The organism is Microbacterium sp. NPDC089321, from assembly GCF_040684935.1.
Taxonomy (GTDB): domain Bacteria; phylum Actinomycetota; class Actinomycetes; order Actinomycetales; family Microbacteriaceae; genus Microbacterium.
The window spans coordinates 497,040-512,778 of record NZ_JBFBGX010000002.1 but is presented as its reverse complement, the minus strand read 5'-3'; the positions used below and the strand labels follow the sequence as shown (position 1 = coordinate 512,778).

Genomic DNA, 15,739 nt, shown 5'->3' with positions numbered 1-15,739 from the left:
GAGGTCAGCCGGTCACCGCGCCCTGTGCGGCAGAGCGCACGAGACGGGAGTACTTGGCGAGGACGCCACGGGTATAGCGCGGGGGAAGAGGCTCCCAGCCGTCCCGGCGGGAGTCCAGCTCAGCCTCCTCGACGAGTAGCTCGAGGGAGCGAGCCGCGATATCGACCCGTATCAGATCACCATCGCGCACGAAGGCGATAGGACCTGCGTCCACCGCTTCGGGTGCTATGTGGCCGATGCACAGGCCGGTTGTGCCGCCTGAGAATCGTCCGTCCGTCAAGAGTAGTACATCTTTTCCGAGACCCGCGCCCTTGATGGCCGCGGTGATCGCCAGCATCTCGCGCATTCCGGGACCGCCCTTGGGCCCTTCGTAGCGGATGACGATGACGTCGCCCGGGTTGATCTCGCCGGCGGCCAGCGCGTCCATCGCGCCGCGCTCGCGCTCGAAGACGCGAGCCGGACCCTCGAACACGTCGGCGTCGAAGCCGGCGGACTTGACCACGGCGCCCTCGGGGGCGAGCGACCCGTGCAGGATCGTGATGCCGCCGGATGCGTGGATCGGGTCGGCGAAGGTGTGGATGACGTCGCCGTCGACTGGGTCGGGGTTCAGGTCGCGCAGGTTCTCGGCGACGGTCTTGCCGGTGACGGTGAGCGCGTCGCCGTGGATGAGACCCTCGTCGAGCATGGCCTTCATGATGACCGGGATGCCGCCGTGACGGTCGACGTCGTTCATGACGTACTTGCCGAACGGCTTCATGTCTGCGACATGGGGCGTGCGGCTGCCGATGCGGTTGAAGTCGTGCAGCGTGAGCTCGATGCCCGCCTCGTTCGCGATGGCGAGCAGGTGCAGCACGACGTTGGTCGAGCCGCCCAGGGCCATCGCCAGAGCGATCGCGTTCTCGAACGACTCCTTGGTGAGGATGTCCTTGGTGGTGATCCCCTGACGGAGCAGGTTCACGACGGCCTCGCCCGAGCGGTGCGCGAAGTAGTCGCGGCGGCGGTCGGCCGCGGGCGGGGCGGCCGAACCGGGAAGGCTGAGGCCGAGCGCCTCGGCCACGGATGCCATGGTGTTGGCGGTGTACATGCCGCCGCAGGCGCCCTCGCCCGGCGCGAAGGCGCACTCGATGCGCTTGAGGTCCTCTTCGGTCATGCGGCCCGCGCGGCACGCGCCGACGCCCTCGAACGAGTCGATGATCGTGATGTCCTTCTCGGTGCCGTCCGAGAGCTTCACCCAGCCCGGCGCGATCGAGCCCGCGTACAGGAAGACGCTCGAGAGCCCGAGGCGGGCGCTGGCCATCAGCATGCCGGGGATCGACTTGTCGCAGCCTGCGAGCAGCACGGTGCCGTCGAGGCGTTCGGCCATGATCACGGTCTCGACCGAGTCTGCGATGACCTCGCGAGACACGAGCGAGAAGTGCATGCCCTCGTGCCCCATCGAGATGCCGTCAGAGACCGAGATGGTGCCGAACTGCAGCGGGTAGCCGCCGCCGGAGTGCACGCCCTCCTTGGCGCCCTGCGCGAGCCTGTCGAGGCTGAGGTTGCACGGCGTGATCTCGTTCCAGCTCGACGCGATCCCCACCTGCGGCTTGTCCCAGTCGGCGTCGCCCATCCCGACGGCGCGAAGCATGCCTCGCGAGGTGGTCGCCTCGATGCCGTCGGTGACGACGCGGCTGCGGGGCTTGATGTCGATGTCGGGGTGCGCTGCGGGCATACCTGGCTGAGATTCGCGGGTGGACATGACGGAAGTCTATTGCGGTCGCGAGGCCCGTTCCGACGCGATGACTTCCAGAAGTTCGGCGATCTGCTGTGGAGATTCCACACGCAGAGCGGCCGCCGTCTCGCCTTCGCCCACGCGCACGCCCAGGTCGTCGTCGCCGAGCACGCGCAGGGCGTCCTCGTCGGTCACGTCGTCGCCGGCGAACAGGATGCCCGTGGCACCCGTGCGCTCACGGAGCACGCTGATCGCGGTGTCCTTCCCCTCGTCGCGCGAGGAGTACTCGAGGATGCGGTCGCCGGTGCGGCGCCGCCAATGCCGTGCGCGACGCGCGAACACCTCGTCGACGGCGGCGAACGCCGCCCGCTCGACCTCGGGTCGCGCGGGCCGGCCATGGATGCCGATGCCGAACGTCTTGCTCTCCAGCTCGATGCCCGGGTAGTCGGCGAGCAGCGGCGCGAGCTCGTCGAGGAGCGTGTCCCGCAGCATCCGTTCGGGGTCGGCCGCGTCGGGGTCAGCCTCGCCCTCCCCCGGGTACCAGTACTGCGCTCCGTGAGATCCGGCGAGAACGACGGTCGAGTCGTCGTCGTGCTCGGCGATCTCGCGCAGGTGCACGAGGCTGCGGCCGGAGATGAAGGCGACGGTCGTCTGCGGAAGGGCCGACAGATCGGCTATGGCGCGTTTCACGGCCGGAACCGCACGAGCCGACATCGGCTCGGCGACCAGCTCAGACGCGGTGCCGTCGAAGTCGAGGGCGACGAGCAGGCGGTCGGTGCGCGCGATCGCGGAGACCGCAGGGTCGCTTTCCCCTGGTATCCAGTCGCGGGTCATCCGTGCGCTCCCTCGTGACGTCGGTGACGGTTGCGTCCGGCCTGCTCCAGCGCCCTGAGGAAGGACTGCGACCACGCCGTCACGTCGTTCTCCAGCACCCGCTTCCTCAGCGACCGCATGCGCTTGCCCTGCTGGTCGCGGGGCATCTCGATCGCGTCGACGATCGCGTCCTTGAGTCCCTCGATGTCGTGGGGGTTCACCCGCAGAGCCTGACGCAGCTCGTCTGCCGCGCCGGTGAACTCACTGAGAACGAGGACGCCGCGGTTGTCCGCCCTGGTGGCCACGTACTCCTTCGCGACGAGGTTCATCCCGTCGCGCAGCGCTGTCACCAGCATCACGTCGGCGGCGAGGTACATGGCGACCATCTCCTCCCGCGGGAAGCCCTGGTGCAGGTAGCGGATCGCGGTGTGCCCGAGGGTGTCGTGATCGCCGTTGATGCGGCCGATCGCGAGCTCCACCTCGTCGCGCAGGTGCATGTAGGCGTCGACCCGCTCACGGCTGGGACTCGCGACCTGGATGAATGCGACGTCTTCGACCGCGATGCGACCCTGGTCGAGCAGCTCGCCGTATGCCTTGATGCGGTGACGGATGCCCTTGGTGTAGTCGAGCCGGTCGACACCGAGCAGAATGTGCTTCGGATTGCCCAGCCCTTCGCGGATCTCGAGCGCTCGCGCGCGGATGTCGGGCCTCTGCGCCAGCTCGCGGTACGGGGTGGTGTCGATCGAGATGGGGAATGCCTTGACGAGCGGGGTGCGCCCATCGGGCAGCGAGATGCTGGACGCCTTGGTCTCGTAGCCCAGACGACGCTTGGCCGCCGCGAGGAAGTTCGCCGCATCCTGCGCGCGCTGGAAGCCGATCACGTCCGCACCGAGCAGTCCGCGCAGCACCTGATCGCGCCAGGGCAGCTGGGCGTACAGGCTGTGGGCGGGGAACGGGATGTGGTGGAAGTAGCCGATGGTCACGTCGGGGCGGAGCCCGCGCACCATCTCGGGCACGAGCTGCAGCTGGTAGTCGTGCACCCAGACCGTTCCGCCTTCGGCGACCGCGTCGGCCGCAGCCTCGGCGAAGCGCAGGTTCACCGCGACGTACGCCTCCCACCACTCGCGGTGGTACTGCGGCGGGGCGATCACATCGTGATAGAGCGGCCAGATGGTGTCGTTCGAGAAGCCCTCGTAGTAGTCCTGGACCTCCTGCTCGCTGAGGGTCACCGGCAGCAGCCGGATGCCGTCGCCCTCGAACGGCTCGATCGTGACGTCCGCCTGCCCCGCCCAGCCGACCCAGGCGCCATCGACGCTGCGCATCATGGGTTCGAGCGCCGCGACCAGCCCTCCGGGAGACGTGCGCCAGATCTCCTCACCGTCAGGGGTGATGATCCGGTCGACCGGAAGGCGGTTGGCGACGACCACGAACTCTGCGGCGACCATATGACTCCTCTGTTCGGTGTCTCCAGGCTACCCACGACCGCAGCAGCGGCTGCGGGGGTTGACGGTCGGCGTACCGGATGCCAAGGCGGGTCGTCGATCCGGCGGCGATCGTGGCGCTCGGGGACGGCCTCAGTGCTGTCGGGGGCTGATGGTGCGGTTGACGATGCCCGCGATCAGAACGATCGATGCCGCGACGAGGGGCAGCAGCAGCGCGACCGACGTGCCTGGTCCGTCCGCGATGGCGCCGGTGACCGCGGCGGCGAGGGCCTGTCCGACGACGACACCTGATCCGAGCATGGTCATCACGGTGGCCGAGCGGCCGAGCGGACTGCGCGCGGCGCCGAGGCTGTACTGCGTGACGATGGTCGGCCCGACCCCGATGCCCACCAGCGCGAGCGCGACGATCATCGTGGTCACGCTCGTGGCCGTCGCGAACAGCAGGGAGCCGGCGACGAGCACCACGGCGAAGACGATCCACCGCGCGTGCAGCGTGAAGCGCGGCGGCAGCCAGGCGACCCCGAGCGCGAGCACGGCCGAGCCGACGCCCATCACTCCGTACAGCAGGCCCGCCTGCTCGGCGGCATCGCGGTCGGCCATGAACGAGGTCAGCGCGGTGAGGCTGGCGCCGAAGAACAGCCCGATGCCGAAGATGCCGACCACGACCACGAGCAGAGCCGGCCGGAAGAGCTCCGACACGCCCGACGGCGCACGCCCGTCGCTGTCGCGCTCCACCGAGACATGGCGCCCTGTCGGATGCAGCGCGAACGCCCCGACGAACAGCAGGGTGAGCGCCGAGGCGATCGCGATCGGCGCCCAGGGGGCGATGAACGAGGCGAGGATGCCGACCAGGAACGGTCCGAAGACGAACACGGTCTCATCGGCGGCGGACTCGTACGACATGGTGGCCGAGGTGGTGCGAGCGCGCTGCGCCTGCGGCATCCGCTCGGCGATGATCGTGACCAGCCGCGATCTCGACATCGGCGAGACCTGCGGGGCGGTGGCGCCGATCATGAAAGCGGATGCGAGGACGACGGCCTCGGTGAGCGGCGTGTAGACGACGAGTGCGAAGACGGCGAGCATCGCCGCGTTGAGCGCCGCGCACATCAGAAGCACCGGCCGCTGACCCCAGCGGTCGGCCGCTGCACCGAGGAGTGGCCCGAACAGGGCGGTGCCGAGACCCACGGCTGCCGAGGTGAGTCCCCCCAGCGACAGTGATCCGCGGATCGAGACCACCATGGTCAGCACGCCGACCACCATCATCGCGAAGGGCAGTCGCGCGACGAACGCGATCACGAAATACGGGATGCCGGTCAGTCTCAGCAGACTCGGCGAGGAAGGTGATGTCTGTGTCATGGCTCTCGCGCGTGCTCGACGCGGATCGGGTGCCGCCGTTGTCCGTCGGGGCGCCGACGTCCGGTGGATACACAGTGGAAAGGGCACAGGCCCCGAGAGCAGTCTAAACCAGCAGCCGATTCAGCGGCAGCGGGAAGATAGGTTAGGCTCACCTTGCCCATTTCACAGAGCGAGAAGAAGCAAGCAGCCCGTGATCACCGTCTCCCCCGCCGCATCAGTCGATCTGCTCCGCGGCGAACCGACTGCGGTGGCGCTCTGCACCGACGACGGGGACGTCACATACGCAGAGCTGACCGCTCGCGCGGACGACATCCGCCACCGGCTCGGCACCACCCGGCGTCTCGTGCTCCTCGAGGCCGACAACACGATCCATGCACTCACCGCGTACCTCGGAGCGCTTGCCGGCGGGCACCCGGTGCTGCTCGCCCCCGGGGGCGATGACGAGTCGGCCGTGCGCACGCGCCGAACGCTCATCGAGCGATTCGATCCTGACGTCATCGCCGGCTGCGGCCCGCTCACCGAGCGTCGGGACACCACCGCCCATACGCTGCACGACGACCTCGCACTGCTGGCCAGCACGTCCGGATCGACGGGCTCCCCGAAGCTCGTCCGCATATCGCGCGAGGCCCTGCTGTCGAATGCCGCCGCCATCGCCGAGTATCTCAGCCTGGAGCCGGCCGATCGGGCGATCACCACCCTGCCCATGCACTACTGCTACGGGCTGTCGGTGATCAACAGCCACCTGCTCGTCGGTGGGAGCGTCGTGCTCAGCGACGCGTCGGTCTCGGACGAGTCGTTCTGGCTCCGGGCCTCCGAGACGCGCATCACCGGACTGGCGGGCGTTCCCTACACCTTCGAGCTGATCGACGCCGTCGGCGGAATCGAGAGGCTGCCGGACAGCATCCGGTACCTGACGCAGGCCGGCGGACGCCTGCCTGCCGAGCGCGTTCGCGCGCTGGCCCTCGCCGGCCGCGACCGCGGCTTCGAGTTCTTCACGATGTACGGGCAGACCGAGGCGACCGCGCGGATGTCGTACCTTCCGCCGGAGGATGCCGTACGCGCCGCGGGCTCGATCGGCCGGGCCATCCCGGGCGGCACGTTCCGAATCGACGCGACCGACGGGACGTCGGGCGAGCTCGTCTACTCCGGCCCCAACGTCATGCTCGGCTACGCAGAGGAACCCGCGGATCTCGCTCTCGGTCGCACGGTGCACGAGCTGCGCACCGGCGACCTGGCCCGCTGGCGGACGGACGGCTACATCGAGATCGTCGGACGCATGAACCGCTTCGTCAAGGTGTTCGGACTGCGCATCGACCTCGACGCGGTGCAGAACCAGCTCGCCGAAGCAGGCATCTCCTCGCGCACCGCAGCGGACGGCGAAGAGCTGCTGGTCTTCGTGCGTGACGGCCGTGATGCGAGCAAGGCTCGGTCGGAGGTGTCGCGCCGCATCGGCATCCCGTCTTCGGCGGTCACTGTGCACACGATCGACTCCTTCCCCATCACCTCGTCGGGCAAGCCCGACAACGCGGCGCTCGTCGCTCACCATCGCGCCGAGCGCGCGGCGGCGATGCCCGGCATCGCCCCCGCTCAGACCACGCCGTCGGGGCTGCGCGATGTGCTCGCGGTGTGCACCGGACGACCGGATGCCACCGTGCACGACAGTTTCGCCGGACTCGGCGGCGACTCGCTGAGCTACGTCGAGGCGTCGGTGCGTCTCGAGCAGCTGCTCGGTCCGCTCCCCCGCGACTGGCCGGCTCTCTCGGCTGTCGAGCTGTCCGAGCTCGCCCCGGGGCCGACACCTGCGGACGACACGGGGAGCCCGACCGACACCGCCCGTCGACGGCGCGCGACAAGGGCATCGCTCACCTCGATCGAGACGCCCGTGCTGATCAGGGCGATCGCGATCGTGCTGATCGTGGGCACGCATGCCGATCTGTTCCTCGGCGACGGCTTCTCGCTCAAGGGCGGCGCGCACCTGCTGCTGGTGGTGGCGGGATACAACCTCGCGCGATTCGCGATCTCGCCCTCGGCACCGGATCGTCCGCGTCGGCTGCTCGCGGCACTCGCACACGTGGTGGTCCCCGCCGTGCTGTGGATCGGAGCCGTCGGCCTGCTGAGCGGAAAGTACGATCCGGCTACCGCGCTGCTCGTGAACAACGCGATGCCGGGCGACGGACTGTGGAGCGAGCAGTGGCAGTTCTGGTTCCTCGAGGCGATGGTGTGGACCATGCTGCCCCTGTCTGCGCTGTTCGCGATCCCCGCTGTCGATCGGCTCGAACGCCGCGCCCCGTGGGGCTTCGCGATGGCCGCCCTCGGAATCGCCGTCGTCGTGCGATTCGCCGTGCTGGGCGCCGAGCCCGCACAGCACCTCGAGCGCTATGCGGTCGCGACGGTGCTGTGGTGCATCGCGTTGGGCGCCGTCGTCGCGCGCGCCGACGACCCACGGCGCCGCATCGTCGCCACGCTGCTGGCTCTCGCCCTCGTCCCCGGATTCTTCGGGGAGCCGCTGCGCGAGGCCATCGTCGCGATCGGCGTGCTCGCCCTCATCTGGCTGCCTTCGATCCGCATCCCCTCGCTGCTGCGCCCCTGGTTGACCACCATCGCGTCGGCATCGCTCTTCATCTACCTGACGCATTGGGTCGTGTATCCGCCGTTCGAGCAGTCGGCTCCGCTCGCGGGCACACTGCTGTCGCTCGCCACCGGCATCGGCGCCTGGGCGGTCTACCGCCCCGCCCTGCGCCTGACCATGGCGCTCATCCGACCGCGCTCGGATGCTCAGGGCGCCGGATAGAGCACCGCGCCGCCACCGACGCGCACGGCGACGACGTCGCCGTCTCTGGTCTCGGCCGCCCGATGGGTGGGCACCTGCAGCCAGACGCGGGCGCCGTCGTCGCCGTGGATGTCGACGCGCAGCTCAGTGCGCGAGCCGATCGCACGCCGAGCGGTGATCGTCGCACCACCCGCGCCCGTCTCGTCTGCGGGCTCACCGGATACGGGCGTGACGAGCTCCAGCTGGTTGGGGCGAACCATGGCGACGATCTCACTCGCGCCGTCGGAGCGATCGTGGCGCACGGCGACGCTTCCGAGGGCGCAGACGATCTCGGCTGCGTCCTGTCGCCGGGCCCGCAGCGTGAGAGCGTCACCGAGGAACTCGGCGGTGGCGAGGTCGACCGGTGCGTCGAAGACGGCACTCGGCTCGCCGTGCTGCGCCAAGCGTCCTCCGGCCACCACGCCGATGAGGTCGCCGAACGAGAGCGCCTCGTCCTGGTCGTGAGTCACCAGCAGTGTCGTGACCACAGCCCGCTCGAGGATGTCGACGGTGGCTTCGCGCGTCTGTGCGCGCAGACCCGCGTCCAGCGCGCTGAAGGGCTCGTCCAGCAGGATCACCTGCGGTGCCGGCGCGAGCGCGCGAGCCAATGCCACGCGCTGCTGCTGTCCGCCCGACAGCTCATGAGGTCGTCGGTCGGCGAGCTCGGGAGCAAGCGAGGTGAGCTCCATCATCTCGCGCACGCGAGCTGCTCGGCGCGGCCCTCTCGGCAGGCCGAAGCCGATGTTGCCCGCGACGGTGATGTGCGGGAAGAGCGCTCCGTCCTGCGGCACGAAGCCGATACCGCGACGGTGGGCGGGAACACTCGTGCGCGGATCGGCGAGCGCCGCACCGTCGAGAGCGATGCGACCTGCGTCAGGCCGCTCGAACCCGGCGATCAGGCGCAGCAGCGTGCTCTTGCCGCTGCCCGACGAGCCGACGAGCGCCATGCGGGATCCGGAGGGCACGGCGAGGTCGACGTCCGCGAGCACCGGGACGGCGCCGAACGACTTTCCGATTCCGGTGAGCTGGAGGGTCATGCGCCGCCTCTCGAGGTCGCTTCCGAGAACATCAGGTAGACCGCGGGGATCGAGAGCGCGATGAGGGTCAGCGCGAACGGGGCAGCGGCGACGTAATCGATCGCCGATGCCGCCGACCAGAAGCCCGTCGCGACGGTCTCGGTGCCGATCGGGGCGAGCAGCAGGGTCGCGGTGAGCTCATTCGAGGCCCCGAGTGCGACGAGCGCGGCACCGCTCGCGACCGCGGGCGCCAACAGCGGCGCGGTGATGCGCAGACGCGCACGCCAGGGCGGCGCCCCGAGCGAGCGCGCAGCCTCTTCCCACGCCGGAGAGATCTGAGCGAGACCGGCGCGCAGCGGCACCAGGATGCGAGGCAGGAAGAGGATCGCGTACGCCACGATCACAGTCGCAGCCGTCTGGTACAGGGCGGGTGCGGCCTTCAAGGTGACGCCGACCAGGGCGAGCGCCACGATGATCGCGGGGAAGCTGCCTGCGAGGTAGAACGCTCCCTCGAGCGCTCCGCTCAGGCGCCCGCGGTGGCGCACTGCCAGCCAGGCCACGGGCAGCGCCACGATCGCGCACACCGCAGCCCCGCCCACCGAGAGCAGCACGGTCTGCCACGCCGCGGGTACGACCGGCGCCCAATCGGCCGCGTCGCTGCGCAGTGTCCAGCGCAGCACGGACGCCATCGGAACGATGACCGAGGCGCCCACGACCGCCACGAGGGAGATGATCGCGGGGGCGGTCCAGCGGCCGAGCGCAGCGCGACCCCCGGGGCGGGATGCGGCGCTGCGCGACAGCCGGGTCGTGCCCCGCATCCGGCCCTCGCCGGCCACCATCAGCAGGCAGAGACCGGCGAGGACCACACCGAGCGCCGCCGCGTTCGCCCCGCCGAAGTTCGCACGGTAGGCATCCATGATCGCGGTGGTGAAGGTGTCGAACTGGAGGAATGCGAATGCGCCGTACTCTGCGAGGAGGTGCAGCCCGACGACGAGCCCGCCGCCGACAGCGGCGATGCGCAACTGCGGCAGGACCACCCGCACGAAGACCGTCCACGGGCCGAGCCCGAGTGAGCGCGCCGCTTCTTCCAGCGCGGGATCCAGCCCGCGCAGTGCAGCCACAGCGGGCAGGTAGACCAGGGGCGAGTACGCGCACGCCGCGATGAGCACAGCCCCGCCTATGCCGTTCAACGATGGCGTCGCGCTCGCCCACCCGTAGCTCGTGACGAAGGCGGGGATGGCGAGCGGTGCGGCGAGCGCGACGGCGAACACGCGGCGCAGCGGCAGAGTCGTCCGCTCCACGAGCCAGGCACCGCCGATGCCGATCACCAGGGTCGCCGTCACGCCCAATGCGACGAGCAGCACGGTGTTGACGGTCAGCTCCGCGACCCGGGGCCGCACGAGCAGCTCGAGCAGCCGCGGTCCCCCGGTCTGCACCGAGGAGACGAAGACGTAGCCGACGGGGATCAGCGCGAACGCGGCGGCTGCCGCGACGCAGAGCGCCAGCGTCCAGGGATAGGTGCGCGCGCCTCGCGGGCGGACGGCACCCGTCGCGCGCTCGGCTGCGATTGTCAGAGGAGTCCTGCCTCGGTCATCAGCTCGACCACCGAGGGTCCGTTGAGGGTCGACGGGTCGATGTCGGGCGCGCCGAGCGAATCGAGTGCCGGAAGCGGGGACCGGGCCGGAACGCCCGTCGCCACGGGGTACTCGTAGCTGTACCCCTCGCCGAGGATCCTCTGCCCCTTCTCTCCGACCAGCCAGGCCAGGAACTTCTGCGCGTTCTCGGCGTGGTCGCCGGATGCGAGGACGCCGCCGCCCGAGATGCTCACGAACGCTCCCGGATCGCCCGGCTCGAACAGGTGGAGCGCCGTGTTGCCGCTGTTCTCCTTGGTGTCTGCCTGATCGCGGTACCAGTAGTAGTGGTAGATGATGCCCATCGGCACCTCGCCGGCGTTGACGGCCTTCATCGTGACGATGTTGTTCCGGTAGATCTTCGCGTTGCTCTGCATGCCTGCGAGCCACTCGCCCGTCGCCTCTTCACCCTCGGAGGCGAGGATCGCCGAGACGATCGCCTGGAAGTCCGCACCGCCGGGAGCGGCACCCCACTTGCCCTTCCACTTGTCGTCCTGCAGCTCGAGGATCGAGGCGGGAAGCTCGTCCTCCGCGATCAGCTCGGGGTTGTACACGAGCACCGTGTCGCGCGCGGCGATGCCCGTCCAGGCTCCGGTGCCCGGGCGGAACTGCTCTGGCACCTGCTGCAGGGTGGCGTCGTCGACGGGCGCGAACAGCCCGGCCCGCTCGACGAGCGACATGGCCGGCGAGTTCTCGGTGAGGAAGAGGTCGGCCGGCGAGGCTTCGCCTTCCTGGACGATCTGATTGGCGAGCTCGCTGTCGTCACCGTGGCGGAGCTTGACCTCGATGCCGGTCTCCTTCGTGAACGCTGCGGTCCACTCCTCGGTCAGCTGCTCATGCTGCGCGTTGTAGATGACCAGCGCGTCGTCGCCGTCCGCAGCCGGGCCGTCAGCGGCGGGTGCGCAGCCGGCGAGCAGCGCCGCGGCGGCGGCTCCTGCGATGAGTGCGAGCGGACGCATGCGGGGGGCAGGCATGTGGTTCCCTTCGGGCAGGTTAGGCTCACCTATCTTACTGGACGACTGCCGAACCTCCGACGCCTGCGCCCGACGCTGTCAACCCTCCGCGCCGTGTTGTCCGCGTCGGCTAGCGTGGACGCATGCGCTATCTCCTTCGCACCGGACTCTTCAGCGCCATCTCCACGGGCGTCACCCTGCTGCGCGGCTCACGCGGCCAGCAGTTCACCTGGCGGGCTGTGCTCGCCTGGGTGAGCTGGATCATCACCCTCTCGCTCGCGATCGGAGCGGTGAAGGACATGCGCCGGATGGAGAAGGGGCTGCCGGTGGCTGCCGATTCGCCGTATGCGCCTAAGCCGGACAAGAAGGAGCGGCGCGAGAAGCGACGCGATGAGGTCAAGCGCATCTCGAAGAAGCGCTGACGTTCCCGCACAGAGGCCCCGGCCGTCGCAACGCGATGGCCGGGGCCTCTGTCATCCGGGCAGGGTCCTCAGCGGGTGAGGATGAGCGCCTCGCCCTGGCCGCCGCCGCCGCACAGCGCGGCGACCGCGGTACCCGAACCTCGCCTGGCCAGTTCGTGGGCGAGGTGCACCACCAGCCGGGCCCCGCTCGCACCGATGGGATGCCCGATGGCGATCCCGCCGCCGTGCACGTTGACGACCTCGCTCGGCAGCCCGAGCTCCTGCTGGGAGCGGGCCACGACGGCGCCGAACGCCTCGTTGATCTCGACGATGTCGAGCTGCTCAGCGGACATGCCCTGCTTCTCGAGGGCGCGCTCGATGGCACGCGCCGGCTGCGCCTGCAGCGAGTTGTCGGGTCCGGCCGTCTGCCCGTTCGCCCCGATCACCGCGAGAACGGGCCAGCCGTGGGCCTCCGCGTTCTCACGAGATGTGACGACCACGGCGGCAGCGCCGTCGGAGATCTGCGATGCGTTGCCCGCGGTGATCGTGCCGCCCTCGGCGAACGCAGGGCGAAGCCCCGCGAGCGACTCCACGGTGGTCTCGGGGCGCACTCCCTCGTCCTTGGTGAGCACGATCGGGTCACCCTTGCGCTGCGGGACGGTCACCGGCACGATCTCGGCGTCGAACACGCCCTCGGATGCCGCTGCCGCCGCCCGCTGATGCGACAGCGCGGCAACGGTGTCCTGCATCTCGCGGGTCAGCTCGAAGCGCGGGTTGTGACGCTCGGTCGAGGCGCCCATGCTCTCGCGGTCGTACGCGTCGGTGAGTCCGTCGTGGGCCATGTGGTCGAGCACCTCGACGCTGCCGTAGGTCCAGCCATCGCGAGAGCCCATCAGCAGGTGCGGTGCGCGCGTCATCGACTCCATGCCACCGGCCACGACCGTGGTGGCGTCGCCGGTGCGGATCATCCGCGCGGCGTCGATGATGGCGGTGAGGCCGGAGAGGCACACCTTGTTGACCGAGCTCGCCGGCACGTCCCAGCCGATGCCCGCGCCGATGGCGGCCTGGCGGGCGGCGTTCTGGCCGGAACCGGCGGCCAGGACCTGACCCATGATGACCGCGTCGACGGCATCCGGAGCGATCGACGCCTGCTCGAGAGCGCCGCGGATGGCGAGGGCGCCGAGCTGCGGCGCCGTGAACGAGGCGAGCTGCCCCTTGAGTCGCCCCTGCGGGGTGCGAGCTGCGGCGACGATGACGATGTCGCTCATGAGTTCTCCTTGAGGGTCTCTGAGATGGTCAGCGAGGGCTCGGTGGCGTCTACGACGTCCTGCACGCTCACGCCGGGTGCGGTCTCGACGAGCACGAGTCCATCGTCTGTGACGTCGATCACCGCGAGGTCGGTGATGATCCGGTCGACCACTCCCCTGCCGGTCAGCGGAAGCGAGCAGTCGTTCACGATCTTCGCCGAGCCGTCCTTGGCGACGTGCTCCATGAGGACGATGACCCGACCTGCGCCGTGCACGAGGTCCATGGCGCCGCCGGGGCCCTTGACCATCTTGCCGGGGATCATCCAGTTGGCGAGGTCTCCGTTCACCGAGACCTGCATGGCGCCGAGGATCGCTGCATCGATCTTGCCGCCGCGGATCATGCCGAAGCTGAGCGCGGAGTCGAAGAACGCAGCCCCGGGCAGCAGCGTGACCGTCTCCTTGCCCGCGTTGATCAGATCGGGGTCGACGTCGCTCTCCGTCGGGTAGGGTCCGACGCCGAGGATCCCGTTCTCGGACTGCAGCACGACTGTGACGTCATCGGGGACATAGTTCGGCACCAGCGTCGGCAGGCCGATGCCGAGGTTCACGTACGAGCCGTCTGTGAGCTCCAGCGCGGCTCGCGCCGCCATCTCGTTGCGGGTGAGCGCCATGGTCAGGCTCCTTCCTGGGTGCGGACGGTCCGGCGCTCGATGCGCTTCTCGATGTCGCTGCCGACCTCCACGACGCGGTGCACGTACACCCCGGGAAGGTGGATGCAGTCGGGATCGAGTTCGCCCGGCTCGACGAGCTCTTCCACCTGGGCGATGCAGATGCGACCGGCCATGGCGGCCAGGGGGTTGAAGTTGCGAGCCGCCTTGTTGAAGATCAGGTTGCCGTGACGGTCTCCCTTGAGCGCATGCACGAGGGCGAAGTCGGTGGTGATGGACTCCTCGAGCACGAACTCGCGCTGCTCGCCGTGGAAGTCGAAGCGGCGCACCTCCTTCACGGGCGACGCGACGGCGATCGTGCCGTCGGAGTTGTAGCGGCGGGGAAGGCCGCCCTCGGCGACCTGGGTGCCGACACCGGTCTGGGTGAAGAATGCGGCGATGCCCGAGCCGCCGGCGCGCAGCTTCTCGGCGAGCGTGCCCTGCGGGGTGAGTTCGAGCTCGAGGTCGCCCTCGAGGAACTGCCGCTCGAACTCCTTGTTCTCGCCGACGTACGACGAGGTCATCTTGCGGATGCGCTGCGAGCCGAGCAGGATGCCCAGGCCCCAGTCATCCACGCCGCAGTTGTTGCTGACGACGCTGAGGCCGCCCGTCCCCTGGGCGTGCAGAGCCTCGATGAGCTTCATGGGGTTGCCTGAGAGGCCGAAACCGCCGACGGCGAGCGATGCGCCGTCCGGGATGTCGGCGACGGCCTCCGCCGCGGATGCGAACTGTTTGTCGATCAAGACCACTCCTTCGTGTGCGGTGCTTCCAGCATCCGCCCGCTGCCGCATGCCGAGCAAGGCTCCGCTTGCGATGTGGTCGCGAACCCGACTACCGTCCACATTGTGGAACAGCAGCCCGCTCTTCGTCGCTCCGTGCCGGGCGCCCAGGCCGTGGCCAGGGCGGCAGCGCTGCTGCGTCTTGTATCGGCCTCGGCCGACGGCGCCACTCTGCAGTCGCTGGCGCGCGATGCCGACCTGAGCCGCTCCACCGCCCACCGTCTGCTCACGGCTCTGCGGGTCGAGGGGCTGGTGGACCAGGACGAGGCCACGGCACGGTGGATGCCGGGCCCTGAGCTCTATCTCATGGGAACCGTCGCCGCCGCCCGCTACGACATCACCGAGCTGTCGCGCGACATCGTGCGCTCGCTCGCGGTGAAGACCGAGGAGAGCGCATTCCTCTCCACCCGCCGCGCCGACGAGACCGTGTGCCTCGTGCGCGAAGAGGGATCCTTTCCGATCCGCTCGTTCGTGCTCAGCGAGGGCGTGCGCTTCCCCCTGGGAGTCGCGAGCGCGGGACTGGCCATCCTCGCCTTCCTCCCCGACCACGATGTGGATGCATACCTGGAGCGCCACCCCGAGCTGAATGAGCGCTGGGGATCTGCCCACGGCGAGGGACCGCTGCGGCGGCGGCTCCGTGAGACGAAGGCCCAGGGCTACGCGGTGAACCCGGGGCTGATCGTCGAGGGATCGTGGGGCATGGCCGCCGCGGTGTTCGACCGGCAGGGGCGCGCGGAGTGGGCGCTGAGCATCACCGGCGTGGAATTCCGCTTCGGCGCCGACCGGCTGCCGCAGCTCGGTCGCACGCTGCTCGCGCATGCGCATCAGCTCTCATCGCGCATTGCGGGCGGCCGACGCTGACGAGATAGATACC

At 69.7% G+C, this 15,739-nt stretch carries 13 protein-coding genes; 3 read left to right on the top strand and 10 right to left on the bottom strand.

Annotation, left to right across the window (positions count from 1 at the left end; all coding sequences use genetic code 11):
* Window positions 1-4: 4 nt before the first annotated feature.
* From ilvD to AB0N59_RS10445, 4 genes are all read right to left on the bottom strand, one after another.
* On the bottom strand, window positions 5-1,711 hold the full coding sequence (gene ilvD, locus AB0N59_RS10460) for a dihydroxy-acid dehydratase (RefSeq protein WP_363484196.1): 1,707 nt from the start codon (window positions 1,709-1,711) through the stop codon (window positions 5-7).
* A 36-nt stretch (window positions 1,712-1,747) separates the two neighbouring features.
* On the bottom strand, window positions 1,748-2,545 hold the full coding sequence (gene otsB, locus AB0N59_RS10455; RefSeq protein ID WP_363482551.1) for a trehalose-phosphatase: 798 nt from the start codon (window positions 2,543-2,545) through the stop codon (window positions 1,748-1,750).
* Window positions 2,542-3,969, bottom strand: coding sequence for a trehalose-6-phosphate synthase (locus AB0N59_RS10450; protein WP_363482548.1), 1,428 nt, complete (start codon window positions 3,967-3,969; stop codon window positions 2,542-2,544). The genes otsB and AB0N59_RS10450 overlap by 4 nt, the downstream gene beginning before the upstream one ends.
* A 129-nt stretch (window positions 3,970-4,098) precedes the next feature.
* A complete protein-coding gene (locus AB0N59_RS10445) occupies window positions 4,099-5,322 on the bottom strand; it encodes an MFS transporter (protein WP_363482545.1) in 1,224 nt (407 codons plus the stop codon).
* 190 nt (window positions 5,323-5,512) lie between these two features.
* Here AB0N59_RS10445 and AB0N59_RS10440 point away from each other — a divergent pair, with 190 nt between their 5' ends.
* Window positions 5,513-8,113 (top strand): AMP-binding protein, encoded by a 2,601-nt coding sequence (locus AB0N59_RS10440; protein ID WP_363482542.1) that lies wholly within the window; start codon window positions 5,513-5,515, stop codon window positions 8,111-8,113.
* Here AB0N59_RS10440 and AB0N59_RS10435 read toward each other — a convergent pair.
* The 3 genes from AB0N59_RS10435 to AB0N59_RS10425 all read right to left on the bottom strand — a co-directional run bounded on the left by AB0N59_RS10435 (window position 8,098) and on the right by AB0N59_RS10425 (window position 11,752).
* Window positions 8,098-9,168, bottom strand: coding sequence for an ABC transporter ATP-binding protein (locus tag AB0N59_RS10435; RefSeq protein WP_363482539.1), 1,071 nt, complete (start codon window positions 9,166-9,168; stop codon window positions 8,098-8,100). The genes AB0N59_RS10440 and AB0N59_RS10435 overlap by 16 nt on opposite strands.
* On the bottom strand, window positions 9,165-10,583 hold the full coding sequence (locus tag AB0N59_RS10430) for an iron ABC transporter permease (RefSeq protein ID WP_363482536.1): 1,419 nt from the start codon (window positions 10,581-10,583) through the stop codon (window positions 9,165-9,167). Before AB0N59_RS10430 ends, AB0N59_RS10435 begins: the two co-directional genes overlap by 4 nt.
* Before the next feature lie 134 nt (window positions 10,584-10,717).
* Complete coding sequence (locus tag AB0N59_RS10425) at window positions 10,718-11,752, bottom strand: iron ABC transporter substrate-binding protein (RefSeq protein WP_363482533.1); 1,035 nt, start codon at window positions 11,750-11,752, stop codon at window positions 10,718-10,720.
* Window positions 11,753-11,874: 122 nt separating this feature from the next.
* Between AB0N59_RS10425 and AB0N59_RS10420 the strand changes: the two genes are divergently transcribed.
* The gene (locus AB0N59_RS10420) at window positions 11,875-12,153 is read left to right on the top strand and encodes a hypothetical protein (protein WP_363482530.1); all 279 of its coding nucleotides are present in this window, start codon (window positions 11,875-11,877) and stop codon (window positions 12,151-12,153) included.
* 68 nt (window positions 12,154-12,221) lie between these two features.
* On the opposite strand, the gene AB0N59_RS10415 is transcribed toward AB0N59_RS10420, so the two are convergent.
* Genes AB0N59_RS10415 through AB0N59_RS10405 form a run of 3 tightly spaced genes read right to left on the bottom strand, consistent with a single transcriptional unit; the run spans window position 12,222 to window position 14,829 of the window.
* Entirely contained in the window at window positions 12,222-13,400 is a 1,179-nt protein-coding gene (locus tag AB0N59_RS10415) for an acetyl-CoA C-acetyltransferase (RefSeq protein ID WP_363482527.1), read from the bottom strand.
* Complete coding sequence (locus AB0N59_RS10410; protein WP_363482524.1) at window positions 13,397-14,050, bottom strand: CoA transferase subunit B; 654 nt, start codon at window positions 14,048-14,050, stop codon at window positions 13,397-13,399. Before AB0N59_RS10410 ends, AB0N59_RS10415 begins: the two co-directional genes overlap by 4 nt.
* A 2-nt stretch (window positions 14,051-14,052) precedes the next feature.
* Entirely contained in the window at window positions 14,053-14,829 is a 777-nt protein-coding gene (locus tag AB0N59_RS10405) for a CoA transferase subunit A (RefSeq protein ID WP_363482521.1), read from the bottom strand.
* A 102-nt stretch (window positions 14,830-14,931) separates the two neighbouring features.
* Here AB0N59_RS10405 and AB0N59_RS10400 point away from each other — a divergent pair, with 102 nt between their 5' ends.
* Window positions 14,932-15,726 (top strand): IclR family transcriptional regulator, encoded by a 795-nt coding sequence (locus tag AB0N59_RS10400; protein ID WP_363482518.1) that lies wholly within the window; start codon window positions 14,932-14,934, stop codon window positions 15,724-15,726.
* The last annotated feature ends 13 nt before the right edge of the window (window positions 15,727-15,739 follow it).

Coding starts and splice junctions, on each gene's coding strand:
- ilvD (WP_363484196.1), bottom strand. CDS start 1,711: ATGCCCGCAGCGCACCCCGACATCGACATCAAGCCCCGCAGCCGCGTC.
- otsB (WP_363482551.1), bottom strand. CDS start 2,545: ATGACCCGCGACTGGATACCAGGGGAAAGCGACCCTGCGGTCTCCGCG.
- AB0N59_RS10450 (WP_363482548.1), bottom strand. CDS start 3,969: ATGGTCGCCGCAGAGTTCGTGGTCGTCGCCAACCGCCTTCCGGTCGAC.
- AB0N59_RS10445 (WP_363482545.1), bottom strand. CDS start 5,322: ATGACACAGACATCACCTTCCTCGCCGAGTCTGCTGAGACTGACCGGC.
- AB0N59_RS10435 (WP_363482539.1), bottom strand. CDS start 9,168: ATGACCCTCCAGCTCACCGGAATCGGAAAGTCGTTCGGCGCCGTCCCG.
- AB0N59_RS10425 (WP_363482533.1), bottom strand. CDS start 11,752: ATGCCTGCCCCCCGCATGCGTCCGCTCGCACTCATCGCAGGAGCCGCC.
- AB0N59_RS10420 (WP_363482530.1), top strand. CDS start 11,875: ATGCGCTATCTCCTTCGCACCGGACTCTTCAGCGCCATCTCCACGGGC.
- AB0N59_RS10415 (WP_363482527.1), bottom strand. CDS start 13,400: ATGAGCGACATCGTCATCGTCGCCGCAGCTCGCACCCCGCAGGGGCGA.
- AB0N59_RS10410 (WP_363482524.1), bottom strand. CDS start 14,050: ATGGCGCTCACCCGCAACGAGATGGCGGCGCGAGCCGCGCTGGAGCTC.